Here is a 24411-nt window from a genome sequence, read left to right as displayed (position 1 = left end):
GTCGCCAGGTTGATCAGGGCGCTCCCCCGGGGGGCATTTTTTGCTCACGGGTAGCACCTCCCCTCTTGAGGGTATCGATACCCATAGCGGGGCCGGACGCATTTTAAGTCTGCGCATACGCCCGCTCACCTACTACGAACGCTATCGTCCTCAAACGCCGGTTAGCCTCTCAGAACTCCTCCTCGGGGAGGGCGATCCCATCGCGGGGCAGACAACCCAGACGACACTTGCAGACTACTTCACCGCAATCGTTAGCAGTGGCTTCCCCGGTATTTTCCAGGCCCCGGAGCAGATTCGCAGGCGCCTAGTCGATGCTTACCTACAGCGCGTAATCGACAAGGATTTACCTGAGTCAGGTTATGCAGTAAGGCGCCCTGAAACCTTCCGCCGCTGGCTAACCGCCTATGCGGCGGCAAGTTCTACCACCACAAGTTATTCTCGAATTCTCGATGCAACGACCTCCGGCGATGGTAGCCAGCCCGCCAAAACGACAACCGCAATGTACCGGGATTTTTTGACTAAACTGTGGCTCCTTGGCCCGGTTCCAGGCTGGGTTCCGGCCAATAACGAGTTCACGAAGCTCGCGGTATCGCCTAAACACCAGTTGGCAGACCCGGCCCTGGCAGCGCGGCTTCTGGGCTTGGGAGCGCGGGGTTTAGCCACAAGCCAGGGAGCCCACATGGCAGGGCCCCTCTTCGAATCGCTAGTCACTCTCAGCGTACGCACTGCTGCCCAGGCTGCTGAGGCCACGGTCAGCCACCTGCGCACCCCCAAGGGGGACAGGGAGGTTGATTTGATTGTTCAGGGGCCCGAGGGGCAGGTGCTGGGCATCGAGGTGAAGTTGACCGCAAGCGTTACGGACGCGGACGTCCGCCACCTCCTGTGGTTGCGGGAGAAGGCAGGAAACTCAGTAACGAACCTGGTGGTGGTGACTACCGGCTCTCAGGCCTACCGCCGTCAGGACGGCATAGCGGTAGTCCCACTGGCCCTTTTAGCTGAGTAGCAAAATCGAGCACAGACTAAACCCCACACCCTGCCACGAGCTGCGGCGGGCGTCCGCGCAGTTTCGTGACAGGTCGTGAGGTTGAACCTTACTTCTGAATGAAGTAGAGGCGCTTGTTGACGAATTCATCCATGCCGTAGGGGCCGAGTTCGCGGCCGTAGCCGGAGTTCTTGACGCCGCCGAAGGGGATTTCGGCGCCTTCACCAGCGGGAGTGTTGACGTTGACCATGCCGGCGTCAATCTGCTGGGCCAGGCGGCGAGCGCGGGCCTCGTCCTGTGAGAAGACGGCGCCGCCCAGGCCGTACTGGGTGTTGTTAGCCAGCTCGATGGCTTCCTCGTCGCTCTCTACCCGGTAGACGGTGGCGACGGGGCCGAAGAGCTCCTGGTAATAGACCTCGGAGCCGACCGGTACATCGGTGAGGACGGCCGGTGAAAGGTAGGCGCTCTTCTCATCCAGCAGCTGGCCACCGGCGCGCAGGGTGGCACCGGCAGCAACGGCCTCGTCGAGCTGCTTCTTGAGGCCTTCGGCTGCTGAGCGGGAGGAGAGGGCCATGTAGGTGGTCTCGTCCGCCTCGGCGGGCTTGCCGGGCTTCATGGCCTCGGCCAGCTTGACCAGTTCGGCGACGAACTCGTCGTAGATGTCGGCCATGACGATCATGCGCTTGTTGGAGTTGCATGCCTGGCCGGTGTTGTACATGCGGAAGCCCCAGGCGGTGGCGGCGGCTTCGGCGACGTTGTCGGTGTCGAGCACGATGTAGGGGTCGGAGCCGCCCAGTTCGAGCACTGCCTTCTTGAGGTTGCGCCCGGCGATACCGGCAACGATGGCGCCAGCGCGTTCGGAGCCGGTCAGCGAGACACCCTGAATGTGGCGGTGGCCAATCATGGTCTCGATCTGGTCATGGCTAGCGAAAACTGCCTCGTAGGCACCCTCGGGCAGTCCGGCGTCCTTCATAATCTCGGCAATGGCGAGCGCAGACTTGGGGCAGATTTCGGCGTGCTTGAGCACGATGGTGTTGCCCAACATGAGGTTGGGGGCGGCAAAGCGGGCGACCTGGTAGTAGGGGAAGTTCCAGGGCATGATACCCAGCAGGGCGCCCAGGGGCTTGCGCTGGATGTATGCCTCGGAGTTTTCGGTCTCTGAGGGAATCGGCTCGTCCGCAAGGTGGTCGGCGGCAATCCCGGCATAGTAGGCAAAGATGGCTGAGGAGAACTCGGCCTCTTCGATGCCCTCTGAGATGGGCTTGCCCATTTCCTGGGAGATGATTTCGGCCAGTTCCTGCTTGCGCTCTTCGAAGAGTTCGGCGATGCGATTAACAATAGCGGCGCGTTCTTCGACACTGGTGGTGCGCCATTCCAGGTAGGCGGCGTGGGCGCGGTCTACTGCCGCGGTAGCCTGCTCGTCGGTGAGGGTGTCGAAGGTTTCGAGCACCTCGCCGGTGGTGGGGTCTTCAAGTCGGTAGCTCATGGGTTTAGCTCCTTTGTGTTTGTAGGTTTGGGGCGGGGCAGGTGCCCCGGCAGTCAGTTGGCTGGGTCTGGCATGAATCGAGCGAGCGCCCCGCGCGAGCTCGAGAAGGTTAGCCGACAGAGAGGCACCTGCCCTGCCCATACACAACAGATGATTAGTTCCCCGCGACCTTGCGGATTTCTTCCACGAAGATGTCTAGGGCCTGGCCCAGGAGATCTTCGCTAATGGTCAGCGGTGGCAGCAGGCGCACGACGTTGCCGTAGGTGCCGCAGGTGAGAATCAGGACGCCGCGTTCGGCGCAGGCTGCTGCGATGTCTTTGGCTGCGGTGGCGTGGGGTTCCTTGGAGTCGGAGTCTGCTACGAATTCGACGGCGAACATGGCGCCGCGGCCGCGGATTTCGCCGACGATGTCGAGTTCGTCGACGAGGGGGCCAAGCTTTTCGCGGGCGATGTCTTCAATGCGGGCGGCGCGGGCGTTGAGGTCCCACTCTTCCATGGTTTTGATGGTGGCAAGGGCTGCGGCGCAGGCGACGGGGTTGCCGCCGTAGGTGCCGCCGAGGCCGCCGGGCTGGACCTTGTCGAAGAGTTCGGCGCGGCCGGTGACGGCGGAGAGAGGCATGCCGCCGGCGATGCCCTTGGCGGTGGTGATGAGGTCGGGTTCGATGCCTTCGTGGTCGGAGGCGAACCAGCTGCCGGTGCGGCAGAAGCCTGCCTGGACTTCGTCCGCGATGAAGACGATGCCCTTTTCGCGGGCCCAGGTGACCAGCTCAGGCAGGAAGCCTTCGGCGGGGACGATGAAGCCGCCTTCGCCCTGGATGGGTTCGATAAGGATAGCGGCGACGTATTCGGAGCCGATCTGTTTTTCGATCATGTCGATGACGCGGGCGGCTGCTTCCTTGCCACCCAGATCACCGTCGCGGTAGGGGTAGCTCATGGGGGCGCGGTAGACCTCGGGGGCGAAGGGGCCGAAGCCCTTCTTGTAGGGGGCGGCCTTGGCGGTGAGGGCCATGGTGAGGTTGGTGCGGCCGTGGTAGGCGTGGTCGAAGACGACGACGGCGTTGCGGCCTGTGGCGGCGCGGGCGATTTTGACGGCGTTTTCTACGGCTTCGGCGCCAGAGTTGAAGAGTACGGTGCGCTTGTCGAAGTCGCCGGGGGTGAGCTGGTTGAGCTTTTCGGCGACGGCTACGTAGCCTTCGTAGGGGGTGACCATGAAGCAGGTGTGGGTGAAGTGGGTGGCGGCTTCGCGCACGGCTTCAACGACCTTGGGGGCGGAGGCGCCGACGGAGGTGACGGCGATGCCGGAGCCAAGGTCGGCGAAAGAGTTGCCGTCGACGTCGACGATGACGCCGCCGTCGGCGTCCGCTGCGTAGACGGGCAGGGTGGAGGCTACGCCGGCGGGGACGTTGGCGGCGCGGCGGGCTGCCAGTTCAGTGGACTTGGGGCCGGGGACGGTGCCTTTGAGGCTGATCTGCTGGGGTAGGCGGTAGGCGATGTCGGCCATGGTGGAGGGTTCCTTTAGTGATGGATTTTCTTGTAACTACAAAAAGTTGGGGTGCGGACGCCCGTGCTGGAGCTACGGTGCCGGGGCGGGCGTCCGCGGGGTTTGGGGCTTTAGTTGGCGTAGGGGTCGCGCAGGCCGATGTACTGGATGGAGGAGTACTCGTCGATGCCTTCAGCTGCGCCTTCGCGGCCCATGCCGGACTGCTTGACGCCGCCGAAGGGGGCGGCCGCGTTGGAGACTACACCGGCGTTGAAGCCCATGATGCCGAACTCTAGGTGGTCGCTGGCGCGGTAGAGGCGGTCGATGGATTCGGTGTAGACGTAGGAGGCCAGGCCGTATTCGGTGTCGTTGGCCAGTTCGTAGGCCTCGTATTCGTCCTTGAAGGTGAAGATGGGGGCGATGGGGCCAAAGATTTCTTCGCGGGCGACGCGGGCGTCGAGGGGCACGTCAACGAGCACGGTGGGCTTGAAGAAGTAGCCTGCGCCCTCACCCTTTTCGCCGCCGGTGAGTACGCGGGCGCCCTTGGCGACGGCGTCCTCCACGAGGGCGACCATGGAGTCCTGGGCCTTCTTTTCGACGAGGGGGCCGCAGGTGACGCCTTCGTCCAGGCCGTTGCCGACCTTGAGCTCACCCATTTTTTCGGCGAACTTCTGGGAGAACTCTTCGGCCAGGGACTCGTGGACGATGAAGCGGTTAGCAGCGGTGCAGGCTTCGCCAATGTTGCGCATCTTAGCTGCCATGGCGCCAGCGACGGCCTGGTCGATGTCAGCGTCCTCAAAGACAAGGAAGGGGGCGTTGCCGCCGAGTTCCATGGAGGTACGCAACACGTTCTCAGCTGCCTTCTTGAGCAGGTCCTTGCCGACGGGGGTGGAGCCGGTGAAGGAAACCTTGCGCAGGCGCGAGTCGCTCATGATGGGCTCGGAGATAGCTGCTGCCGACTTGGAGGAGACAACGTTGAGGACGCCGGCGGGCAGGCCAGCGTCGAGCATGGTCTGGGCGAAGTACTGGCTGGTCAGCGGGGTCAGGCGGGCGGGCTTGAGCACCATGGTGCAGCCTGCTGCGATGGCGGGGGCAACCTTGCGGGTGCCCATGGCCAGGGGGAAGTTCCAGGGGGTAATCAGCAGGCAGGGGCCGACCGGCTTGCGGCGGGTGATCATGCGCAGGGTACCCTCGGGCATGTCGAGGGAGCGGCCGTAGTGGCGGGGGGTTTCTTCGGCGAACCAGCGCAGGAACTCGGCGCCGTACTTGACCTCACCGAGGGCTTCGGCGTAGGGCTTGCCCATCTCTAAGGTCATGAGGGTGGCGAATTCTTCGGCCCGTTCGGTGACGAGTTCGAAGGCGCGGCGCAGAATCTCGGCGCGTTCACGCGGGGGTGTGGCGGCCCAGCCGTGCTCACCGGCTTCTTTTTCTGCCCGGCAGGCTGCGTCGAGGGCGGCCAGGGCGTCTTCTTCGGTGGCGGAGGCCAGGGTGGCGATGACTTCACCGGTGGCGGGGTTTTCTACGTCGAAGGATTCGCCGTTTGAGGCGTCTCGCCACTGGCCGCCGATGAGCAGGCCGGTAGGTACCTTTGCTAGGAGTTCTTTCACATCTACGGTCATAGCCGGTGTGCACCTTTCGTGAACTATCTGTGTGATGGGCACACCATCAGGCCCATCCTTCTGCTTATCTTACGCCCCCTACCCGCCGGGCAGGTAGCCTGTCTCACATGCCCTGAGCGGACGTCCGAACCCGGGGCTGGGTTTATTCGGGCAGGTCAAGCATGTGCTCAACATCCATGGGCACCCGGCCTGCAAAGAAGTCGGGGCGCTTAAAGCGCTGGTAGAACATGACCGTAAACCCCAGAGCCAGGAGCACCAGGGAGAGGATGAAGACCAGGCCGATACCGCCGATTTCTGAACCGGAGCCGTAGGCGGGATCCATGGAGTCAACGAAGGTCTGGGCGAAGAAGACCACCAGGATAATGCCGCCGATGAGGGGCAGGATGAACTGGTTGAAGAGGTTGCGAGCCCCGCTCTTGAGGGAGGTTTTGCGGAAGTACCAGACGCAGGCGAAGGCGGTAACACCGTAGTAGAGGCAAACCATGAGGCTGAGCGCTGCAATGGTGTCCCAGAGTACCGAGGTGGAGATAAAACGCATAGCTACGTAGAAGACGCTGGCAATCAGGCAGGAGGCAATGGTGGCGTAGGAGGGAGCCTGGTACTTGGGTGACAGGCGGGCGAACTTGGGGCCCAGTGCTCGGTAGTAGCCCATGGCTAGCAGAGTGCGAGCCGGGGAGACAGCGGTGGACTGCAACGAAGCGAGCGCGGCGACCATCACGGCAATGGACATGAGGATGCCCAGGGAGCCAAGGACGGGGCCGGAAAGGGCGGCGAAAATATTTTCCTGGTTGTCGGGATTACCCAGACCCAGGCCGTCCTCGCTGGTACCGGCAAAGGAGAGGGTGCCCACGGAGAGGAAGAGATAGAGGACGACGATGGTCAGGATGGTGCCGACGGCTGCGGTGCCGCTGGTGGTGTGCTTACCCTCGGTTTCTTCGTTCATGGTGAGCACGGCGTCCCAACCCCAGTAGAGGAAGAAGACCAGGGACATGGAGGCTGCCAGGGTTGAGAAGGAATCGATACCGAAGGGGTTGAACCATTCGAGGCTGAAGGTCAGGTTGGCAAAGCCGGTGCCGGTGGCGGCCTTGTAGAGGGCTACGGCGGAGAAGAGAGCCAGGACGACCAGCTGGAAGATGATGAGGACGGTCTGGAGTTTCTGGGTGGCGTCCAGGCCACGGTAGGTGATGTAGCAACCGAAGGCCATAAAGGCGAGGAAGGTTGCGATGTTGACCAGGTTGTTGGCGGCAAGGTCTGCGATGTCGGGGTTGCCGAGAGCCTGGGAGAGGAAGAGGTAGAGGAAGTCAACGGCTATACCGGCGAGGTTGGAGAGCACCAGGATGGTGGCGACCAGCAGGGCCCAGCCGCCCATCCAGCCGACGTAGGGGCCGAAGGCTTTGGTGGTCCAGGTGAAGGTGGTTCCTGCATCGGGCATGGCGGCGTTGAGTTCGCGGTAACCGATGGCGACCAGGAGCATGGGGATGAAGCCAATGAGGAACATGGCGGGCATGTAGATGCCAGCTTCGGCGGCGACGGGGCCGAGGGCTCCTGAGAGGGAGTAAGCAGGAGCTACAACGGAGATACCAATGATGATGGATGAGAACAGGGTGACGTTGCCCGATGAGAGGCCTTTTTTATTGGCGGCGCTGACGTCGACAGAGCCGTGGGGACGGGCTCCCGAGGTAGCTGGGGGTTGGGTCATCGCTGACTCCTTTTCACTATCACCTTCAGAGGTTGCAAGCAGAACAAGAAAACGAACATCATTCGTTTAGTTAGTTAGATTACAACCTTAAGTGGTTCTTGTGAAGTGCGTAACCAAGTTTTTACACAGCAGCACCTCGGAACGCAATGTGCGCCGCACCGCCCGGCACCCCACCCAGCAGGTAGGTAACGAGCAGTGCGGCGCACGCGCACCCATGAGGAACTAGCGACCCACTACGGGAATTGAGCCGGTCCAGGGCTCCTGAGCCGAGCCGCGGCGTCCTGGCGAATAATCGCGCGGAACAACCACCAGCGGAATCGGCAGACGGGTCAGAATTTTTGCGGTGTTGGAGCTCAAGAAAAGCTCGCCGCGCTGAGCCAGCTTAGACGACCCCGCCATGAGCACAGACCCGGCGGACCAGTCCACGGACTCCACAGCCTCGGGCACGCTGGCACCGCGCCCAACAGCAACGGTAATAAGATCCGGACGCTCGGGCGCCAGGGAGGACTGCTCCAGCAGGTCCCGCACACCTTCCTCAGCCTCACGGGCAGCAGAACCATCGGCGGCGGGGTCCTCAATGAGGGACACCAGGCGCACCGCAAGGCCGGTGCGGTTGCAGGTAGCCACCGCCTCCTCCACCAGACCGATTGAATCGATATCGGGGGAAATCGCGCAGTCAATTTGAGCGATATGGGTAGCCGCATCGTAGTTGTGGGGCGCAAGAATCACTGGCACTGAAGCCCTGTGCAGCAGGGCGTTGCCTACCGAGCCGATGGAGTGGAAGAGCCAGCCACCGGTCTTAGCGCCACCCACAATGATGGCACCAGCCCCGATAGCTCCAGCGAACTCCATTAACCCGGCTGCGGTAGACTCCGCCTGTCGCAGATGAAAACGAGCCTTAAGACTGGTGGGCACCCACTGCTGAGCCTCCTCAAGCCACCCCACAGCCTGCTCCTGCAACATGGCCCCGAAGTTAGAGCGCGGGGCAGCTAGGCGCGGGTTTTGCTGTTTGAGCACATAGACCACATCGAGCTCAGCACCCAGCGATGAGGCGAGAGCAACCGCCAGATTGAGCGCGTCCCGCCCCCGGGACGAGGGAGAATAGCCGACAACGTAACGCATGTTTTATCCCTTGAGTTTTTCGCTAATCATAGCGGCAGTTTTTTCACCCATGCGCACCGCGCCGTCAACATGCTGGTAGCCCTCGGCAGCCAGGTCGGAGCAGGACCAGTGGATGGGGCCAACAGGGTCCGACTGGTAGGCACCGTAGCGGGAGAGGCCGCCCAGGTCGAAGCTGGCGGCGTAGGCACCACGAGTCCATTCTTCGGCACCCCAGTCGGATTCGTAGTAGCGAATGGGGTTCAGGGTCTCTTCGCCCAGCATCTCTGCCATGGATTCGAGGATGGTGCGCTTGCGCTCCTCTGCCGAGAGGGTGAACATGCGGTCGGCCTTTTCATCGGAGACGAAGCCAACCAGGGTGCCGCGCTCTTCTTCCTGGCCGGTGGCAGGGTCGTAGTTGGTGTTGTCGTAGATTTCCTGCACCAGGTTGTCGCAGGCGAAGGAGGTGCCAGACAGTCCCTTGTCGCGCCAGAAGGGGCGGTCGTAGACGGCGTGAACCTTAATGACCAGGCCCAGGGACTGGTGCATGTGCATCTGGTGCTGGCGGCGGTCCAGGGCGGGCACGTACGAGACACGGGAGTAGAGGTTAGGCGGCACAGCCATGATGGCGTACTTGGCGCGGACCTTCACAGCCCCGTCGGGGTTGGCGATGCCGTCCTCGGTGAAATCTTCAGCCTCAGCCAGGACGGGGTATTCCCCCTCTTCCTGCCAGCGCAGCAGGCGCACGGGGTGGCCCAGGATGATGTTCTCTTCACCGATTTTTTCAGCCAGGGTGAGGGAGACCTTCTGCATGCCACCCAGTACGCGCTTGTCGAGAATAAAGTTTTCGTCGACCAGGTTAGAGAAGGAACCTGCGGAGGCTGCCATCAGAATGGCCTGCAGGGCAGAGAAGGCGTGGGAGGGCTTGGTCAGCATGGCTCCGGCGATGAAGAGGGAGATGTTATTGAGGGCCTCTTCGTTATCGGTCTTGGTCTTGAGCCATTCACGGAAGCTGACGGAGTCAAGTTCCTTGGCGCGGGGGTGCGCCCAGGGGGCTTCAGCGCCAACTTCAGCGACGATCTCGTCCATCATGTCGATGAGGCGCAGCATCTCACCCTTGGTAGCCTCATCGACGGGGAAGATGTCACCGGAGTAGCGTTTGACCTGACCATCGAGGGTTTTGTAGATGGAGTCACCCTCGCGATAGCGGGAGAAGGTTTTGAGGTCGAGCTCGTCGAGCAGGGCTTTGAGGGCGGTCTGGTCGGGGGAAACCCACTGGCCACCAATTTCGATAAAGGCACCATCAAGGTCGCCATTCCAAGTGCGGCCGCCGACGCGGTGGCGGGCTTCGAGGACGGCAACCGAGTGCCCAGCCTGCTGCAGGCGGTAGGCAGCGGTAAGACCCGAGGGGCCTGCACCGATAATGACGACATCGCGGGTGATTTCCTGGGGAGCCATGGTGCTCAGCCTTTCTGCAGCGCTAGCTACACTAAACGAATACCGTTCGTTTTAGTGTAGCTTGAACCCTAAGACCTGTGAAGTACCTTACGAAAATATATAGAGGGGACAGCTTCATACCCCATCAGCGCCCACCCACTGGCACAGTGCTACCTTTATATCCATGACCCCTACTCACACCTCACCGCGCAGTGCCGGGCGCCCCAGCGCGTCCTTACTTACCTCGGATAAAATCACCGAAGCCGCCCAGAAGCTCATGGCCACAGAGGGTGATTTCACCATGGCAAAACTGGCGCGGGCATTAGGGGTTGCACCATCTTCTCTCTATAACCATGTAGCCTCGCGCGATGAAGTGCTGGCGGCAATTTCAGATCAGGTGGCGCAGGAAATCGACACGCAGGCGCTTCAGGACGCCGCCGCCCAGGTTCGCGGCGGAACCATCAGCGCACTGGGGGCACGGGCCCTGTGGCTGGAGGCAACCGAGCGATGGGCAAGATCCTACCGACAGGCCTTTTCGGTAGCACCTGCGGTCGTGATGACGCTGGCAGTGACGCCGGTGCGCAGGGCACCTGCAACCCTGGCCATGTATGAGCAAGTAACTTCTGCCTTTACCGCCTTCGGCATGAGCCCCAGGCAGGCCCTGCTCACCGTAGAGGCTATCGAGGCCTTCCTCTTAGGGGCAGCCACCGACCTGCATGCACCCGTGGATATCTTTAACCCCGGTGACTATGCATCCGAACGCCCCACCATGGCGGAGGCCTACGGAGCACTGGGAAACAGCCCCCAAGACGAAGCCTTTAACATAGGCCTCTCAGCCCTGCTGACGGGGCTGAGTGCCACACTGGGGACTCACCGATAAAGAGTGAAGCCAAAATACAAAAGTAGGCAACCCGTGTGAGCTACCTACTTAAGAAAACCTACTTCGATAATACCGTGTTGTTTTACATCAGTATGAGCTGACTACTGAACAGTACCGGTCTGGGTAGAAACATCTGCAGGAATGAGGTAAATATTAGAGGTAGTGCAGTCACCGTTAATGGCGTAGATAAAGGAAACCTCAGTACCATCAACAGGGTCAACCCGCTCTGTCGCGATAGTAATGGTCACAGTAAAGGCCAGGGAGGCAGATCCATCGTGGTTGATAGTGAGAACGTCACCAGTCTGGTTCAAAGTAGCACCACTAACGGTACCCGCCAGAGTCATGGGGTCGCCACTGTCAGAGGTTACAATAATCTGCCGGTAGCTAGCTGCATCAGCAAAGTTGTAAGAGACGGTGACGGTAACGTTGTTGCCCGATGAGTCGACAGCATGAGAAATAGAGGGCTCAAGACCGCGGCGGTTATTGGTGATAGACATATTTAGTTTCCCCTAAAAGTGATTGAGTTCAGCTTATATTAGTACTCACTTTTCAGACCACCAGGTATTTTTTATATGATTAACAATACGCACCAAAGAACATCCAAAATTACTCCATTCATTATCTGACAAGTATAGATACTATGTCGAAAATTGCTATATAGGTAAATTGTTAGCGAGTTTTACGAGTGACAAAATGACTTATTGAGTATATTTCTCGATTTTTCAACCTAGATTCAAGCCATCCCATTTTCACTAAGCTGCATCCAACTCCACCACTCTAGCCTCTTACCACCCACACACCCGACCACCAACGTCCGCTCCACTACCCACTCTGCCAGGTGAGGGCAGGGACACCCCTCCTGACGCGAATAGCCCGCCGTCACCCGTTAAGTTACCAACCAGCAACCTATGAATCATGCAAAAATAGAGTCTATGAGTTTTGATTCGCACTCCGAGCTCCCCCCGCACCTTTTAGCTCTCTCCCACCTCACCCAGTGGTACTCAAATTCGCACCAGCAGCCCCTGGATTTTCGCTTCACCGTTCACGGGACAACCGTTGAAGCACCCGCCGCCACCATCACCGGCGCACTGGGCATAAGCGCCCCTGCTGACTTTGCCCAGGCCGCAACAGTAGCAGCCTTTGAGTTAGCGCAGGCAGGCCACTTTAAGGGCTCCTACACAGTACGCATCAACACCTCCCCCGGCGGGCAGGCCATCGTCAAGCAGATGCCCACCGTGGCCCCAGCAACAGAGCAGGACGAGGCCCCCCAGCCATCCGCGCCCACTCAGTCTGTCTCAAATAATGGGCTACGTTTGCGCTCTGCCCTGCTTGCCCGCGGGCACAACTCCGGCTACTCCCCCGCCGAGGTCGCAGCCGAAGAGAAGCAGCGCGGCTTCACCTTCACCCCTGAACTCAAGTTCTACCGGGCGTTAGTACGCAACGGTGTGGTTGCCGAAGTCGCGGGGCAGAATGTTATTGCCTCCACCCCGCAGGCTGATTTTGGGGCGTCCACCCTCGATTCAGCCCCCTGGAAGGCCCCCGAAAAGACGGACGGCACCGTCCAGGCCGTCCTCAATCAAACCCTGTGGATTGAAATTGCCAGCTCCCCCACCCATCTCTACGCCATTGACTTAGCTCCTGGTGCTCAGGGCACCGTGGGGCAGATTATCGCGCGCAGGCGCGGTGAGGCTTCTGTGCCAGTTCAGGTTGCCCTGTCGCTGGCAGATTTTGTGACCGGTGATCTGGTGGGTCAGGACGCCGGCAGCAGCTCCTCCGCCCCGGCCGCCGCGGCTACCCCCAAGGCTACAACGGGGGCGTCCGCTCTCGCGCAGACTATCGCCTGGGTGGGTACTGTTGAGCCAGTAGCCCTCCCCGGCTTCCTGGGGTGGACGCTTGCCCCCACTGAGGCCCGCTACCGGGCGGTTCTAGCTGAAATCAACCCCGACTCAGCGGCCGAGCCTGAGGCTGCCGCGGCCGAAGAGCCCGTCGAGAGCAATGAAGCACCCGCCCTGGCAGATGAGCACACCCCCGCCCCGGCCGATAGCTCCGAGCCGGTGATTGCCCCCGCAGCGCCGGTGGTTATTAAATCCACTACGACCTCGGAAAATGCCTCCAGCCTCTTCACCACCCCGGGGGCAGACGAGCCTGCGCCAGAATCGGTCGCTACCCTCGCATCAGATACCGGGCCCGAGGCTGAGACCCTACCGGAGCCGTCCGCGCAGGAGCAGGACGAGGCTGCCTCCAGCTCCCTGAGCCGGGCGGCAAGCACCTACGCGGCTGCGGCCTTCCCCAACGACCTTCCCATGACCACCGGAGAGAAAGCCCAGGATATCCGCGACATTGATCCCGGGGTTGCCCGTGTGCCGGCCTCACCTGAGCAGAAAAATATCGCTAACACGATAGGCACTCTCGCTTTCGGCACCCCCGAAGAGCGCAAGGAATACCAGAGCACAGACACCGACGCCGTACCCAGCATTGCGGCCCGGGCTAAGAAGGTGTCGCTGGCATCCGCGCAGGCCGAGCCCCAGCAGCCCGCAGAAGAAAACGAGCAGAAGCAGGACGACCGAAGTCTGCGTTCAGCCCTGCGCAAGTTCTTTATCGGCGATTAGCCCACCCGCAACAGGCTGATAAGGCACAACAGGCGGCACACCCCGGTTGCGGGTGTGCCGCCCAGCCTTTCCTGTTGGCGGCAGCGGGCGTAGGCTTGGTAGAGCACATGAATCAACGAACGGAGTAGCAGTGGCACGCTCATCTCGCGACGCCCTGGGCGACACCCCCCTTGAAGTTTTCATCCCCGCTGCTGGCGAAAACCCGGATGACCCCGGCGACACCCAGCGCGAGACTTTCCTGGCTGCAGCGCAGGAGCTGCTCGATGAGGGCCTTGATATTGCCGTCTATTCCACCGATTCCTACCCCTCTGCCTTTACCGACTGTGAGCCAGTTGCCGACCAGCTTGCTATGGCCGGGGCCGAGGTTCTGCCCATCCTGCTGGTGGAGGGCCTGGTCAAGGTCTCGTACATGTACCCCACCGCGGAGCAGCTCCGCCGTTTCTCCCGCTTTGGTGAGGTCAAGCAGCCCAAGGTCAACGCCGCCGCAGCGGCCTGCGGTACCGGTGGTGCGGACGCCCCCGCCACGGTTCCTGCCGCTGAGCCGGCTGGCTTTGCTGCGGTGCTGGCAGGAGTGACGCCTAAGCCTGCCGGTGGCCCTGACATTGGCCACCGGGTCAACCTGATGGGGGGCCACGATTCTGCACCGGCGTCACAGGGGGCCTCTGCCGAATCAGGGCAGCCTGCGAAGCAGGCCTCATGTGGCTGTGGCTGCGGGTGTGGCGACTAAAATAGAGCCGACACACATTTTTCTAAGGAGTAGTCGATGATTGGTGCGCGTGTAGAGCACAAGGATGAGTTCTTTATTGCGGGCTTCCGCGAGACCGTGAAGCAGGGCGCCGGCATTGGCGAGCTTTGGAAGAAGCTTACCGCCCACGCTGAGGCGCGGGGGGTGACCATGCCTGAGGTCCACTCGATGGGTGTGATTGTGGGGATGAACACTGCCGGCGAGTTCGACTACATGGCGGGGATTCTGGTGGAGAACCTGGAAACCGCGCAGGCTCTGGGCCTCAATGCCCTTAAGGTGGACGGCGGTGAGTTCGCGGTGACGACCGTTGAGGGCCCGGTGCCCATGAGCACCATGGCCGGGGTGGACCACCTGATGGGCACCTTCCTGCCCGCGTCAGGTTTTAAGCCCAATGGCCCGGTCTTTGAGGCCTATGGGCAGGGCGACCCGTCCGCTGACGATTTTCAGATGCAGGTCTGGGTGCCGGTGAAGGCTGCTTAGAGCCCTGCCGATAGAGATAGGCGACGGTTCTTCAGAATTTTGACTAGCTGCTTACGGCGAGCAGAGTCAAAAGGAAGGCCCGTCGCCCCTTCAACAAGCCTCTCTGTTTCGTGAAGCATCTTACGTAGTAAGAGGGCGGTTGCGGCAGGACGCACCCCAAGTTCCTGTCCAAAATCGAGAAAAGTTTTTCGCCTGCGCTAACCGCAAGGCTGTGACTTCATATTTATCAGCAGAATAACGAAACTCAGTAGTATGAGGTGTGCTGAAAAAGTGCCCGGCAAGAGTATCTTGTTTGTACACATCAGCTTTGAGCTCGTTCATGCCTCAATCACCTGAATTTTCAGACCTAGCACATCGGCAACAGCTACAGCTTTCTCCAAAGAGACACTTAAACGCCCTTTCTCCAAATCACGTAGAGTGCGTTCAGAAATACCACTGAGTGCAGCCAACTCTTCCTGCGACATTTTGAGTTTTTTACGATAGGCACGCACGATTTTTCCTAGCTCCACAGCATCTCCCAACCGGCAAAATCTCGCCGATACACTCAATTTATCTATACTTCTAGGTCACCATCCCGCAAAACGGCAGAATATTGCCTACTTAAGAAAGATAGACCCGAGAAACACCACTGAGACAAAGAAGCCCACCCCAGCCCTCTTAAGTTCCTGCTAATCAGTCGCAGGATTTAAGAGAGGGGGCGGGCTGCTGTGTATAAACCGAGGCCTAGCTGACCGCTCCGCGCAGGGTGCGCAGGGCTACCTGTAGGACGGCCAGGCGGGGGCGTCCATCGGCGCCGGGGGCGGCGTCCTGAATCTCAGCCAGCATGGAATCCACACGACCCATACGGACGGGGTGGTTCTCTACCCAGCGGGCTACTGCGGTGTCGCCGCTCTCGGTTCCAGCAGCAACACCTTCACCAACCTCCTGTACGACATTGAGGGCCAGGGAGGCAGCAATCTCGTAGAGGTCATCGCGCAGGGATGAACGGGCCAGGGTCTCCCAACGGTCGTTACGAGACAGCTTAGAGATGGTGGTCAGTAGCAGATCAACCTGGAAGCGGTCGTAGACCGAGTAGTAGACGCGGGCGACCTGCTCGGTAGAGAGGCCGTTGGCTTCTGCGATACGCACTACGTCCATGAGGGCGAAGGCTTCGAACTCACGAATCCAGTTGACGATGAGCTCCTCGGGCAGACCCCAGGCTTCTGCCTGATCACGCATGGCGCGGACGCGGGCGCGGGTATCGTCGGCGAAGTAGTCCTTGAGTGAGGGGATCAGTTCGGCAACTGGCTTGAAACGCACGATCATCTCGGCGATGGGGGTGCCCACGACGACTGAGCGTTCGGCTGCAAACCAGCGGGCCAAGCGGTCGAGCACGCGCTGCCAGTCCTTGATAACGGCCTGCCAGCCTTCCAGGGGAACAGAGGCGGGTAGCTCCCGGTGCAACCGTGCAGAGTTGCCAATGCCAAATGTTTCACGTGAAACGTAGAAGGCTCGGGCCAGGGCGTCTACCCCCACGCCGGTTTCTTCCACCGCGCGGAAGACGTGGGTGATACCGCCCAGGTTCACCATTTCGTTGGCTACGCGGGTGCAGATAATCTGCTTGCGCAGGGGGTGAGATTCTAGGTGCTCGCCGAAGCGCTCGACCAGGGCGGGCGGGAAGTACTCGGTGAGCACGCGGGCCAGGTAGGGGTCGTCTGCCAGGTCGGTCTTCTCGAGCTCTGCGGTCAGGTGGATCTTCACATAGGCTGCCAGGACGGCCAGCTCGGGGCCGTTGAGTGTTTCCCCGGTAGCCTCGTATCGCTCACGGATTTCCTCGTCGGTGGGTAGGAATTCCACCTCGCGGTTGAGGCCGGCGTTCTCTTCGAGGTCATGAATCAGGCGAATGTAGACCTCAACCCCGGGCACCAGGCCGTGGCGCTCGGCCTGTAGCAGCACGTTCTGCTCAACGTTGGTGCGCAGTACCTGAGCACCAACGTCCTCGCGCTGGGCTTCGATGAAGCCTGCGCGTTCTTCGGCAGAGAGTTTACCGGCGGTGACCAGGCGATCTACCAGAATCTTGATGTTGACCTCGCGATCTGAGGTCTCTACACCGGCGGAGTTATCGATGGCGTCGGTATTGATAAGGATGCCAGCGCGGGCAGCTTCAATACGACCCAACTGGGTGAAGCCCAGGTTGCCGCCTTCACCCACGATGCGAGCGCGCAGGTCGCGGCCGTTGACGCGGATAGCGTCGTTGGCCTTGTCGCCTACGGCGGCGTGGGTTTCGGTGAAGCCCTTGACGTAGGTGCCGATACCGCCGTTGTAGAGCAGGTCGACGGGGGCCTTAAGGATAGCGGAGAGCAGTTCGGGCGGGGCCATTTCGGTGACGCCTTCGTCGAGACCCAGGGCCTGGCGTACCTGCTCGGAGATTGGGATGGACTTAGCGCCGCGTGAGTAGACGCCACCACCGTCTGAGATGAGCTCGGGGTTGTAGTCCTGCCAGGAGGAGCGGGGCAGGTTGTAGAGGCGTACGCGCTCGTCGAAGGCGACATCGGCCTTGGGGTTGGGGTCCAGGAAGATGTCGCGGTGGTCGAAGGCTGCAACCAGTCGGGTGGCGCGGGAGCGCATGAGGCCGTTACCAAAGACGTCGCCGCTCATGTCGCCGATGCCGACGGCGGTGAATTCTTCGGCCTGGCAGTCGATGCCCAGCTCAGCAAAGTGGCGCTTGACTGACTCCCAGGCGCCGCGGGCGGTAATGCCCATGGCCTTGTGGTCGTAGCCCACGGAGCCGCCGGAGGCGAAGGCGTCGCCCAGCCAGAAGCCGTAGTCTGCGCTGATGGCATTTGCGGTGTCTGAGAAGGATGCGGTGCCCTTGTCAGCGGCTACAACCAGGTAGTAGTCGTCGCCGTCGCGGGCGATAACGCGGGGGTTGTGGACGACGGTTTCGCTGCCGTCGGCTTCGATAGCCAGGTTGTCGGTGACGTCGAGCAGGGAGGCGATGAAGACCTTGTAGGACTCGCGACCTTCGGTAATCCAGGCGTCGCGGTCTAGGGCCGGGTTGGGGAGCTGCTTGGGGTAGAAGCCGCCCTTGGCGCCGGTGGGGATGATGACGGCGTTCTTGACCATCTGGGCCTTGACCAGGCCGAGCACTTCGGTGCGGAAGTCTTCGCGGCGGTCAGACCAGCGCAGGCCACCGCGGGCAACGGAGCCGAAGCGCAGGTGCACACCCTCAACGCGGGGTGAATAAACGAAGATTTCGAAGGTGGGGCGGGGCAGGGGCGCGAAATCAATCTGACCGGGTGCCACCTTCAGGGCGAGGGCAGGACGGTCCAGGTAGGCGTTGGTGCGAAGGGTCGCCTTCATGACGGCGGCTAGGGAGCGCATGAAGCGGTCCACGTCGAGGGTGGGGATGGCGTCCAGGGCGCCGCCCAGGTCGCGCCAGACCTGCTCACGGGCGTCCTCGCGTTGCTCGTCGCTTGCGAACTGAGCATCGGGGTCGAAGGTAGCCGCGAAGTAGTTGGCGAGCAGGCGGGTAGCTGCGGGGTAGGCCAGCAGAGTGTCAGACATGAACTCGGCGGTGTAGACCTGCCCCAGCTGCACCAGGTAGTGGGTGTAGGCGCGCAGTACGCGGACCTGCTCCCAGGTCAGGCCTTCTGCCAGAATCAGGCGGTCGAGGCTGTCGGACTCGCGCTTGCCCAGCAGGTAGGCGTTCAGGGCGGCCTCGTAGAGGGCAGAAACCTTCTCTGCTTCTACACCTTCGGGCAGTTCAACACCGAAGTCGTAGAGGGAGAAGCTGCGGCCGTCTGCAGGAGTAATGTCGTAGGGCTTCTGATCGATAACGACCAGGCCCATGTTCTGCATCACGGGTAGCAGTTCGGTGAGGGTGTGGGCGCTAGCCAGGTAGGTCTTGACGCGGGTGCGGCCCTGGCGCTCCCCCATACGGATAGCGGCCGGCTGAGCATCGCTGAGCGATTCAAAGATGTTGATATCTTCAACGGCGTTTTCGACCTCGTAGTCGGCGCGGTAAGTCATGGGTACAGCCTCAGACCAAGCTGAGGCGGCTGCACGGCCGTCCTCGGCGCTTAGACCTTCGCTGGCAGCTGCCGCCTCAACGGCAGCGGCGGTTGCCTCGCCCCAGGAGCGGGTAGCTTCTTGCAGGCGGCGCTCAATTGCCTTGGCGTCCAGGGCAGGAATGGTGTTAGGGGTGGTCAAGCGTAGGCGGAAGAAGATACGGGCCAGGGACGAGGTGGAGAGGTAGACCTCGAAGTCTAGGCTTTCAATGTCGATGAACTCGTGGAAGACAGCCTCAAGGCGCTGACGTACGTGGGTGTTGTAGCGGTCGCGCGGCAGGAAGACGGTGGCGGAGACGAAGCGGCCAAAGGCGTCCGAGCGCAGGAAGAGGCGGGTGGTACGGCGTTCTTCCAGGCCCATAATGCCGCGGAAGGTGTCGGTAAGTTCCTGCAGGTCGGCGTGGAGAAGTTCGAGGCGGGGGTAGTCCTCGATGATACCGGCCAGGGTCTTGTCGGAGTGGGAGCCCGGCTGGTAGCCCAGGTGGCGGCGCATAATAGCTACACGCTCACGCACGATGGGGGTTTCGACGGCGGGCAGGGAGTAGGCCTGGCGGGAGAAGAGACCCAGAATGACGTATTCGCCCACGATCTTGCCGGAGCGGTCAAAGTCGCGCACGCCGATGTAGTCCAGGTACTCGTGGCGGTGCACGGTGGAGCGAGAGTTGGCCTTGGTGATGTAGAGGGGCTTGGGGTCGCGGGCGTTTTCGAGGCCCAGGCCGGTGAGGACGATGGGGTCACCTTCACCGGTATCGGCAAGAATACCCAGGCCAGAGCCATCACGGTCGGTCAGCAGCAGGTCGCCGGAGTGGCCTGAGAGGTCGCGTTCCTTGATGCCCATGAAGAGGAAGTTGCCGCGGGTAAGCCAGCGTAGGAACTCCTGGACTGATTCGATGCGGGTCATGGGGTCGGCATCGGAGTTGATGGAACCGGTGTAGTGGGCAGCGCCACCCAGGGTTACATCTGTTAGTTCGCCCAGTTTTTCTGCGATGTCGAGGGTGCGGGCTGCCATGGCGTCGTTGTCACGGGCTGCGCGGCGCACGTCGATCAGAATGGAACGGATTTCCTGCTCAAGACGGGTAACGTTTTCGCCTTCAACGCGGGAGGTGAGACGGACGGCAATCCACGACTCAATGGTGGCCCCGGCACCGATGTTGCCGGTGGCAGCATCACGCAAAATAGGCATAGAGACGGTGTCACCGCTTGCTACGGGCTGTTTAAAGCCGGTGCCTGTGACGCTGGCCAGGCGGCAGTTTGAGTCGCGTTCTACGACAAAGGTGGGGTGGATGAGCCCTGAAATACCGCCCCAGTTTGCGGCAATCTGAGCGGTGATAGATGAGACCAGGAAGCTGGTGTCGTCTACAACGATAAAGAGAGTGCTGCCAGCGTCATCGTTGCTCACCGAAATCAGGGCCTCACCGGCTGCCCGCTGATCTGCCAGAGCGCGGTGGGCCTGGGCAAGGTTGGTTAGCTGCTGGTCACTCAGACCTTCGAGTTCGTCAGCTGAGCTGTGACGGTAGTATTCGTTGATCCAGTCTTCGCTACCGGACCAGTGGGCTGAACGATCGTTCGTGAGCAAGGGTTTGCCTTTCGCTGGGCGGATGTCACTCCGTTGTGATACCTGGGTGCGCGGGTCTGCGCTCCACTTACATAGTAGTCGGGAAGGCGGCGGGGAGTGAACCGCAACACCCAGGAGGCAGCCTGCACCCGGCAGCTCTTCATATGCGAGACATACAGTCTCACATTGCAAAAATGGTATCGCCAGCTCTCCCTTCATCCTTTTATGCTGGAATCTCCACTAGGGCACCGGGTGCCCTCCCCGATTAGAAGGGCAGATGATGTCAGCCTCTACCAGTTCAGCTCTCACCTCAAAAGTTCTATACGCCTACTCCCGCTACCTCCTGCAACTCGGAGCCCCCTTCACTGCGGACTTCATGAACAAGGCCCTTGCTGACAACCCCACCATCGCCGACAGCATCGCAGACATTTTCAGCACCAGCTTCGATCCCGCCCTCGAAAAGGACGCGGACGCCCGCCGCACCTCCCAGCGCGCAGCGGCTGAAGAGGTGCGCGCCGATATCGAAAAGCTGGACGCCGAAACCCAGGATTTCTTCACCAAGCTGCTTGAGGTCGTCCTGGCAACCGTACGCACTAACGCCTACCAGGGCAAAGAAACTATCGCCCTGAAGATCTCAACCCGCGATGTCTCTTTCGCGCCTCTGCCTAAGCCACTCTTTGAAATCTTTGTCGAAGGTGAAGCCCTCGAAGGTGTGCACCTGCGCTTCGGCAAGGTTGCCCGCGGTGGTCTGCGCTGGTCCGACCGACCCGAGGATTTCCGCACCGAGGTGCTCGGTCTGGTTAAGGCTCAGGTCACCAAGAATGCTGTCATTATCCCCACTGGCTCTAAGGGTGGTTTTGTTCCCAAGAACCTGCCCGACCGCGATACTGAGCAGGATAAGTACAACGAGATGGGTGTAGCTGCCTACAAGCTCTTCATCTCTTCCCTGCTCGATATCACCGATAACCTGGTGACCGACAATGGCCAGCAGACCATCGTGCGCCCCGACGCGGTCGTGGCTCTCGATGAGGACGACCACTACCTGGTCGTTGCCGCCGATAAGGGCACTGCTACCTTCTCAGACATCGCTAACGGCATCTCCCTAGACCGTGGCTTCTGGCTGGGCGATGCTTTTGCCTCCGGCGGCTCGGTGGGCTTTGACCACAAGGAAATGGGTATTACCGCCCGCGGCGCCTGGGAGTCGGTCAAGCGCCACTTCGCTGCCCTGGGGCACGATTCTCAAGCTGAAGACTTCACCATGGTGGGTATCGGCGGTATGGCCGGCGATGTATTCGGCAACGGTGCCCTGCTCTCAGAGCACATCCGCCTGATTGGCGCCTTCGACTCCCGCCACATCTTCATCGACCCAAACCCCGACGCTGCCGTATCGTTTACTGAGCGCCAACGCCTCTTCAACCTGCCCCGCGCCTACTGGACCGACTATAAGCCAGAACTGATTTCAGATGGCGGCGGCGTCTACTCCCGCAAAGACAAGGCCATTGAGGTCACTCCCCAGATGCGCAAGGCCCTGGGCCTTGATAGCGCCGTTGAAACCATGAGCGGCGACCAGCTCATTATCGCACTGCTCAAGGCTCCCGTAGACCTGCTCTACACCGGCGGAACCGGCACCTACGTGCGCTCCACCGAAGAAAGCAACAGCCAGGTAGGCGACTCCACCAACGACAAGCTCCGCGTCACCGCACCCGAACTGCGGGTACGTGTCATCTCCGAAGGTGGTAACCTGGGCCTCACCCAGCGAGCCCGCATCGAGGCAGCAGCGGGTGGCATCCTCGTCAACACCGACGCCATCGACAACTCTGCTGGCGTTGAGACCTCAGACCGCGAGGTCAACCTCAAGATTCTCATGGGCCGTGCCATTGAAGCGGGCCAGTTCAACGAGGGCGACCGCGCCGACTTCATCGCTGAGCAGGTCGAAGAAGTAGGCCGTCGCGTGCTGCGCTCCAACCTGGAGCAGAACGTACTCCTGCAGGCAGAACGCACCGAAGCTTTCAATACCAACGACATCGCAGGCGAGTTCATGGACTACCTGACCGAGACCGTGCATCTTGACCGCGAGGTTGAACTGCTCCCCTCAGATGCCGACCTGGCAGACCGGGCAGAAGCGCACGTCCCCCTCACCAGCCCCGAACTCTCGGTACTCACCGCCTACGCAAAGATCGACCTCACCGCAGCGCTCGTTGACAGTGGCTACGCCGATGAGCCCGATCTTGACCTCAGCGACGTGCTGGCTGACTACTTCCCGGCTCCCGCTACCGAGAAGTTTGGCTCCTACTTCGACGAGCACCCCCTGCGCAGCGAAATCATCGCAACCCGCGCAGCTAACCGTATGATCAACCACGCGGGTATCACCTTCGTGTACGAGATGAAGAAGAAGCACGGGGCTTCGGTCAACGATATTGCCCGCGCCTTCCGCGCAGCCCGTCTCGAAGCTGGCGCCCTGCCCGATATTGAGGGTAACGGCGACTTCGGCGCCTGGGTCGAAGGAGCACAGGCCCTCCGTGAGGCCATCGAAGCCAAACTGGCAAGCAAGTAGGGTTACCTCAAACTCCCTTAACAAGGACGCGCCTGCCCCGGCTCACACAAGCCGGGGCAGGCGCGTCCTTACCCTCAGAAAAACTAGTGCTCCTGCACCCGGTCGATCTCTGCCAGGGTCAGCTTTCCGGTCAGCCCAGGCAGGCAGCTAACCCACCCGACCCTCAACATAGCTGGCGCATTCTCTAACAATTTGTTGGGCAACTTCAAAGGCTTCCGCAACATCCTGAGCATCAGCAGTAGGGCGGCTCTCAGAGGGGTATTCAGTGCTGTTACGCACCTGTCTCATCCACTCAAAATCACCGAGTGCAGGAGAGTCTAAAAAACACTGAGCCGCGATGCCCGTATTCCGATGTGCTCCTCTCACAGCCCTAATTCTTAAACCTTCAATCGTTAATACCGCTACAAGAGCTTTACGCGCAGCATCATACGTAGCAGTAAAGGCCATTCCTGTATCCCCAGTAGTGGCTAGAAGCTGTGCGGTCTTAATGTGTGTTTGAGCAGTAGCAATCACCGTCAGGGCGTGATTGGGGTTAGGCCCAATTTCTTCTAGCTGACGCATAGCCAGCATTTCTTGAATCCGCTGCGGGAACTGATTCATAGAATCCACCTATACGATTTGCCGCAGGGGGCGTGACTTTACAGTTGACACAAAAACAGACGGGGAAGGGCTCTCCCATTCTTCTTGTGAGATACGAGAAATGTTGAGAGGGATAGCTAAGTTTCTCCCAAACTTTTCATTGATTATAGCTAGCTGCCGTCGGCTGATATCTCCCACAATTAGAACATCAAGATCCTGTGGGAAGTTACCAGGTTCTCCCTCTCTACGAGATGCCCATGACCCGTATATATAAGCATGGTGAACTCCCTGAGTATCTGTGAGTAAATCACGTAGGGTAGGTTCTGGACCATAAGTGGAACGGATAATTTCTGCCATTGGCAGGTAGAGAGGGTGCTCAGGGTTAGCTTTTACCAGGCGGTTGCGACCCTCAGTACGTTCTTGAAGAATCGTATTTTCTACGAGTTTTGATACTTCTCGGTGGACTGTTGGGGCGCTACCCCCGGTGCGGCGGGATAACTCTGCAAGAGTGAATTCTTGATCAGGGGTGAGCATGGTTTCAGCCAAAATTGCCCCCACTGTATCAGAGCGGACGAAGGGGGTAAGAGCAGAAGGAAGAGTCTTCATATAAATGAATTATATATCTCATTTATAGGAATACCAGAGTGCCCGCCCCGGCTCACACAAGCCGGGGCGGGCGCGTCCTTACCCTCAGAAAAACTAGTGCTCCTGCACCCGGTCGACCTCTGCCAGGGTCAGCTTTCCGGTCTCACGAGCAGTCAGCGCACACAGGCAAGCCAGAAGGGCACGCGCCAGCCCCAGCTGAGCAGGTCTTCTTCGGGTAGGGCCGCAAAGGGCAGGAAGACCGCTGTTGCGAGCAGGGAACCGAACTGGGTGCCGTGCAGGGTCCAGGAGGTGGTGAAGGCGCGCTGGTGGTCGTGGGCGTGCTCCAGCGACATTGAGATAGCGGACGCCTGCTCACCCGACGCTGATAACCCCTGGAAGACCCGGCACAGTACCAGCAGGGCGGGAGCAAGCAGCACCATCATGGATTTAAGGATGCCCGGCTCGGCTACACCTGCCCGGCGTGTGTGCGTACGGTAGTACCCTGAGCGTATGCGCGGGTGCCCCGGCTGGTCAAAGCCGGGGCTGAGATGTTTCCCATTGTGGTTTCCGGCCT

General features: G+C 60.6%; 18 protein-coding genes and 1 pseudogene. 6 read left to right on the top strand and 13 right to left on the bottom strand.

Going from position 1 to position 24411, the window contains the following annotated elements; translation table 11 throughout:
* Positions 1-40 precede the first annotated feature (40 nt).
* Positions 41-1003 carry an ATP-binding protein gene (locus QM007_RS00440; protein ID WP_283490070.1) on the top strand — a complete coding sequence of 321 codons (963 nt, stop codon included), beginning with the start codon at positions 41-43 and terminating at the stop codon, positions 1001-1003.
* A gap of 88 nt (positions 1004-1091) precedes the next feature.
* On the opposite strand, the gene QM007_RS00435 is transcribed toward QM007_RS00440, so the two are convergent.
* From QM007_RS00435 to QM007_RS00410, 6 genes are all read right to left on the bottom strand, one after another.
* Entirely contained in the window at positions 1092-2468 is a 1377-nt protein-coding gene (locus QM007_RS00435; RefSeq protein WP_283490069.1) for an NAD-dependent succinate-semialdehyde dehydrogenase, read from the bottom strand.
* 154 nt (positions 2469-2622) lie between these two features.
* Positions 2623-3969 (bottom strand): 4-aminobutyrate--2-oxoglutarate transaminase, encoded by a 1347-nt coding sequence (gabT, locus tag QM007_RS00430; RefSeq protein WP_283490068.1) that lies wholly within the window; start codon positions 3967-3969, stop codon positions 2623-2625.
* A gap of 110 nt (positions 3970-4079) precedes the next feature.
* Entirely contained in the window at positions 4080-5567 is a 1488-nt protein-coding gene (locus tag QM007_RS00425) for an NAD-dependent succinate-semialdehyde dehydrogenase (RefSeq protein WP_283490067.1), read from the bottom strand.
* A 142-nt stretch (positions 5568-5709) separates the two neighbouring features.
* Complete coding sequence (locus tag QM007_RS00420) at positions 5710-7266, bottom strand: APC family permease (protein ID WP_283490066.1); 1557 nt, start codon at positions 7264-7266, stop codon at positions 5710-5712.
* Positions 7267-7488: 222 nt separating this feature from the next.
* Positions 7489-8388: a universal stress protein gene (locus QM007_RS00415; RefSeq protein ID WP_283490065.1), complete on the bottom strand. Its 900-nt coding sequence runs from the start codon at positions 8386-8388 to the stop codon at positions 7489-7491.
* A 3-nt stretch (positions 8389-8391) separates the two neighbouring features.
* Positions 8392-9822: a flavin monoamine oxidase family protein gene (locus QM007_RS00410; RefSeq protein ID WP_283490064.1), complete on the bottom strand. Its 1431-nt coding sequence runs from the start codon at positions 9820-9822 to the stop codon at positions 8392-8394.
* Positions 9823-9985: 163 nt separating this feature from the next.
* On the opposite strand from QM007_RS00410, the gene QM007_RS00405 reads away from it, so the two are divergent.
* A complete protein-coding gene (locus QM007_RS00405; protein ID WP_283490063.1) occupies positions 9986-10681 on the top strand; it encodes a TetR/AcrR family transcriptional regulator in 696 nt (231 codons plus the stop codon).
* Between the two features lie 101 nt (positions 10682-10782).
* On the opposite strand, the gene QM007_RS00400 is transcribed toward QM007_RS00405, so the two are convergent.
* Positions 10783-11178, bottom strand: a complete 396-nt coding sequence (locus QM007_RS00400) for a hypothetical protein (RefSeq protein WP_283490062.1) — start codon at positions 11176-11178, stop codon at positions 10783-10785.
* Positions 11179-11613: 435 nt separating this feature from the next.
* Here QM007_RS00400 and QM007_RS00395 point away from each other — a divergent pair, with 435 nt between their 5' ends.
* The 3 genes from QM007_RS00395 (at position 11614) to QM007_RS00385 (ending at position 14515) form a co-directional block, all read left to right on the top strand.
* Positions 11614-13290, top strand: coding sequence for an SMI1/KNR4 family protein (locus QM007_RS00395; RefSeq protein ID WP_283490061.1), 1677 nt, complete (start codon positions 11614-11616; stop codon positions 13288-13290).
* A 130-nt stretch (positions 13291-13420) separates the two neighbouring features.
* Entirely contained in the window at positions 13421-14017 is a 597-nt protein-coding gene (locus tag QM007_RS00390) for an arsenic metallochaperone ArsD family protein (RefSeq protein ID WP_283490060.1), read from the top strand.
* 36 nt (positions 14018-14053) lie between these two features.
* On the top strand, positions 14054-14515 hold the full coding sequence (locus QM007_RS00385; RefSeq protein ID WP_283490059.1) for a GyrI-like domain-containing protein: 462 nt from the start codon (positions 14054-14056) through the stop codon (positions 14513-14515).
* Positions 14516-14635: 120 nt separating this feature from the next.
* On the opposite strand, the gene QM007_RS00380 is transcribed toward QM007_RS00385, so the two are convergent.
* The 3 genes from QM007_RS00380 to QM007_RS00370 all read right to left on the bottom strand — a co-directional run bounded on the left by QM007_RS00380 (position 14636) and on the right by QM007_RS00370 (position 20140).
* Complete coding sequence (locus QM007_RS00380; protein ID WP_283490058.1) at positions 14636-14836, bottom strand: hypothetical protein; 201 nt, start codon at positions 14834-14836, stop codon at positions 14636-14638.
* On the bottom strand, positions 14833-15024 hold the full coding sequence (locus QM007_RS00375) for a helix-turn-helix transcriptional regulator (RefSeq protein ID WP_283490057.1): 192 nt from the start codon (positions 15022-15024) through the stop codon (positions 14833-14835). The genes QM007_RS00380 and QM007_RS00375 overlap by 4 nt, the downstream gene beginning before the upstream one ends.
* A gap of 214 nt (positions 15025-15238) precedes the next feature.
* Positions 15239-20140 carry an NAD-glutamate dehydrogenase gene (locus QM007_RS00370; protein WP_283490056.1) on the bottom strand — a complete coding sequence of 1634 codons (4902 nt, stop codon included), beginning with the start codon at positions 20138-20140 and terminating at the stop codon, positions 15239-15241.
* A 256-nt stretch (positions 20141-20396) separates the two neighbouring features.
* Between QM007_RS00370 and QM007_RS00365 the strand changes: the two genes are divergently transcribed.
* The gene (locus tag QM007_RS00365) at positions 20397-22673 is read left to right on the top strand and encodes an NAD-glutamate dehydrogenase domain-containing protein (RefSeq protein WP_283490055.1); all 2277 of its coding nucleotides are present in this window, start codon (positions 20397-20399) and stop codon (positions 22671-22673) included.
* A gap of 147 nt (positions 22674-22820) precedes the next feature.
* Here QM007_RS00365 and QM007_RS00360 read toward each other — a convergent pair whose 3' ends face one another.
* The 3 genes and pseudogenes from QM007_RS00360 to QM007_RS00350 form a co-directional block, all read right to left on the bottom strand.
* Positions 22821-23273, bottom strand: coding sequence for a HEPN domain-containing protein (locus QM007_RS00360; RefSeq protein WP_283490054.1), 453 nt, complete (start codon positions 23271-23273; stop codon positions 22821-22823).
* Between the two features lie 9 nt (positions 23274-23282).
* Entirely contained in the window at positions 23283-23798 is a 516-nt protein-coding gene (locus tag QM007_RS00355) for a hypothetical protein (RefSeq protein ID WP_283490053.1), read from the bottom strand.
* Between the two features lie 218 nt (positions 23799-24016).
* Positions 24017-24271: pseudogene (locus tag QM007_RS00350) on the bottom strand (MFS transporter); the annotation flags it as partial.
* Between the last annotated feature and the right edge of the window lie 140 nt (positions 24272-24411).

Origin of the sequence: Rothia sp. SD9660Na, assembly GCF_030064065.1 — a bacterium.
Classification (GTDB): Bacteria; Actinomycetota; Actinomycetes; order Actinomycetales; family Micrococcaceae; genus Rothia.
This window is presented reverse-complemented; position numbering and strand designations above follow the sequence as displayed.

Bases quoted from the DNA above. Each gene is read 5' to 3' on its own strand.
- QM007_RS00360 (WP_283490054.1), bottom strand. From the start codon at position 23,273: ATGAATCAGTTCCCGCAGCGGATTCAAGAAATGCTGGCTATGCGTCAG.
- QM007_RS00425 (WP_283490067.1), bottom strand. From the start codon at position 5,567: ATGACCGTAGATGTGAAAGAACTCCTAGCAAAGGTACCTACCGGCCTG.
- QM007_RS00400 (WP_283490062.1), bottom strand. From the start codon at position 11,178: ATGTCTATCACCAATAACCGCCGCGGTCTTGAGCCCTCTATTTCTCAT.
- QM007_RS00395 (WP_283490061.1), top strand. From the start codon at position 11,614: ATGAGTTTTGATTCGCACTCCGAGCTCCCCCCGCACCTTTTAGCTCTC.
- QM007_RS00410 (WP_283490064.1), bottom strand. From the start codon at position 9,822: ATGGCTCCCCAGGAAATCACCCGCGATGTCGTCATTATCGGTGCAGGC.
- QM007_RS00385 (WP_283490059.1), top strand. From the start codon at position 14,054: ATGATTGGTGCGCGTGTAGAGCACAAGGATGAGTTCTTTATTGCGGGC.
- QM007_RS00420 (WP_283490066.1), bottom strand. From the start codon at position 7,266: ATGACCCAACCCCCAGCTACCTCGGGAGCCCGTCCCCACGGCTCTGTC.
- QM007_RS00415 (WP_283490065.1), bottom strand. From the start codon at position 8,388: ATGCGTTACGTTGTCGGCTATTCTCCCTCGTCCCGGGGGCGGGACGCG.
- gabT (WP_283490068.1), bottom strand. From the start codon at position 3,969: ATGGCCGACATCGCCTACCGCCTACCCCAGCAGATCAGCCTCAAAGGC.
- QM007_RS00365 (WP_283490055.1), top strand. From the start codon at position 20,397: ATGATGTCAGCCTCTACCAGTTCAGCTCTCACCTCAAAAGTTCTATAC.
- QM007_RS00435 (WP_283490069.1), bottom strand. From the start codon at position 2,468: ATGAGCTACCGACTTGAAGACCCCACCACCGGCGAGGTGCTCGAAACC.
- QM007_RS00380 (WP_283490058.1), bottom strand. From the start codon at position 14,836: ATGAACGAGCTCAAAGCTGATGTGTACAAACAAGATACTCTTGCCGGG.
- QM007_RS00405 (WP_283490063.1), top strand. From the start codon at position 9,986: ATGACCCCTACTCACACCTCACCGCGCAGTGCCGGGCGCCCCAGCGCG.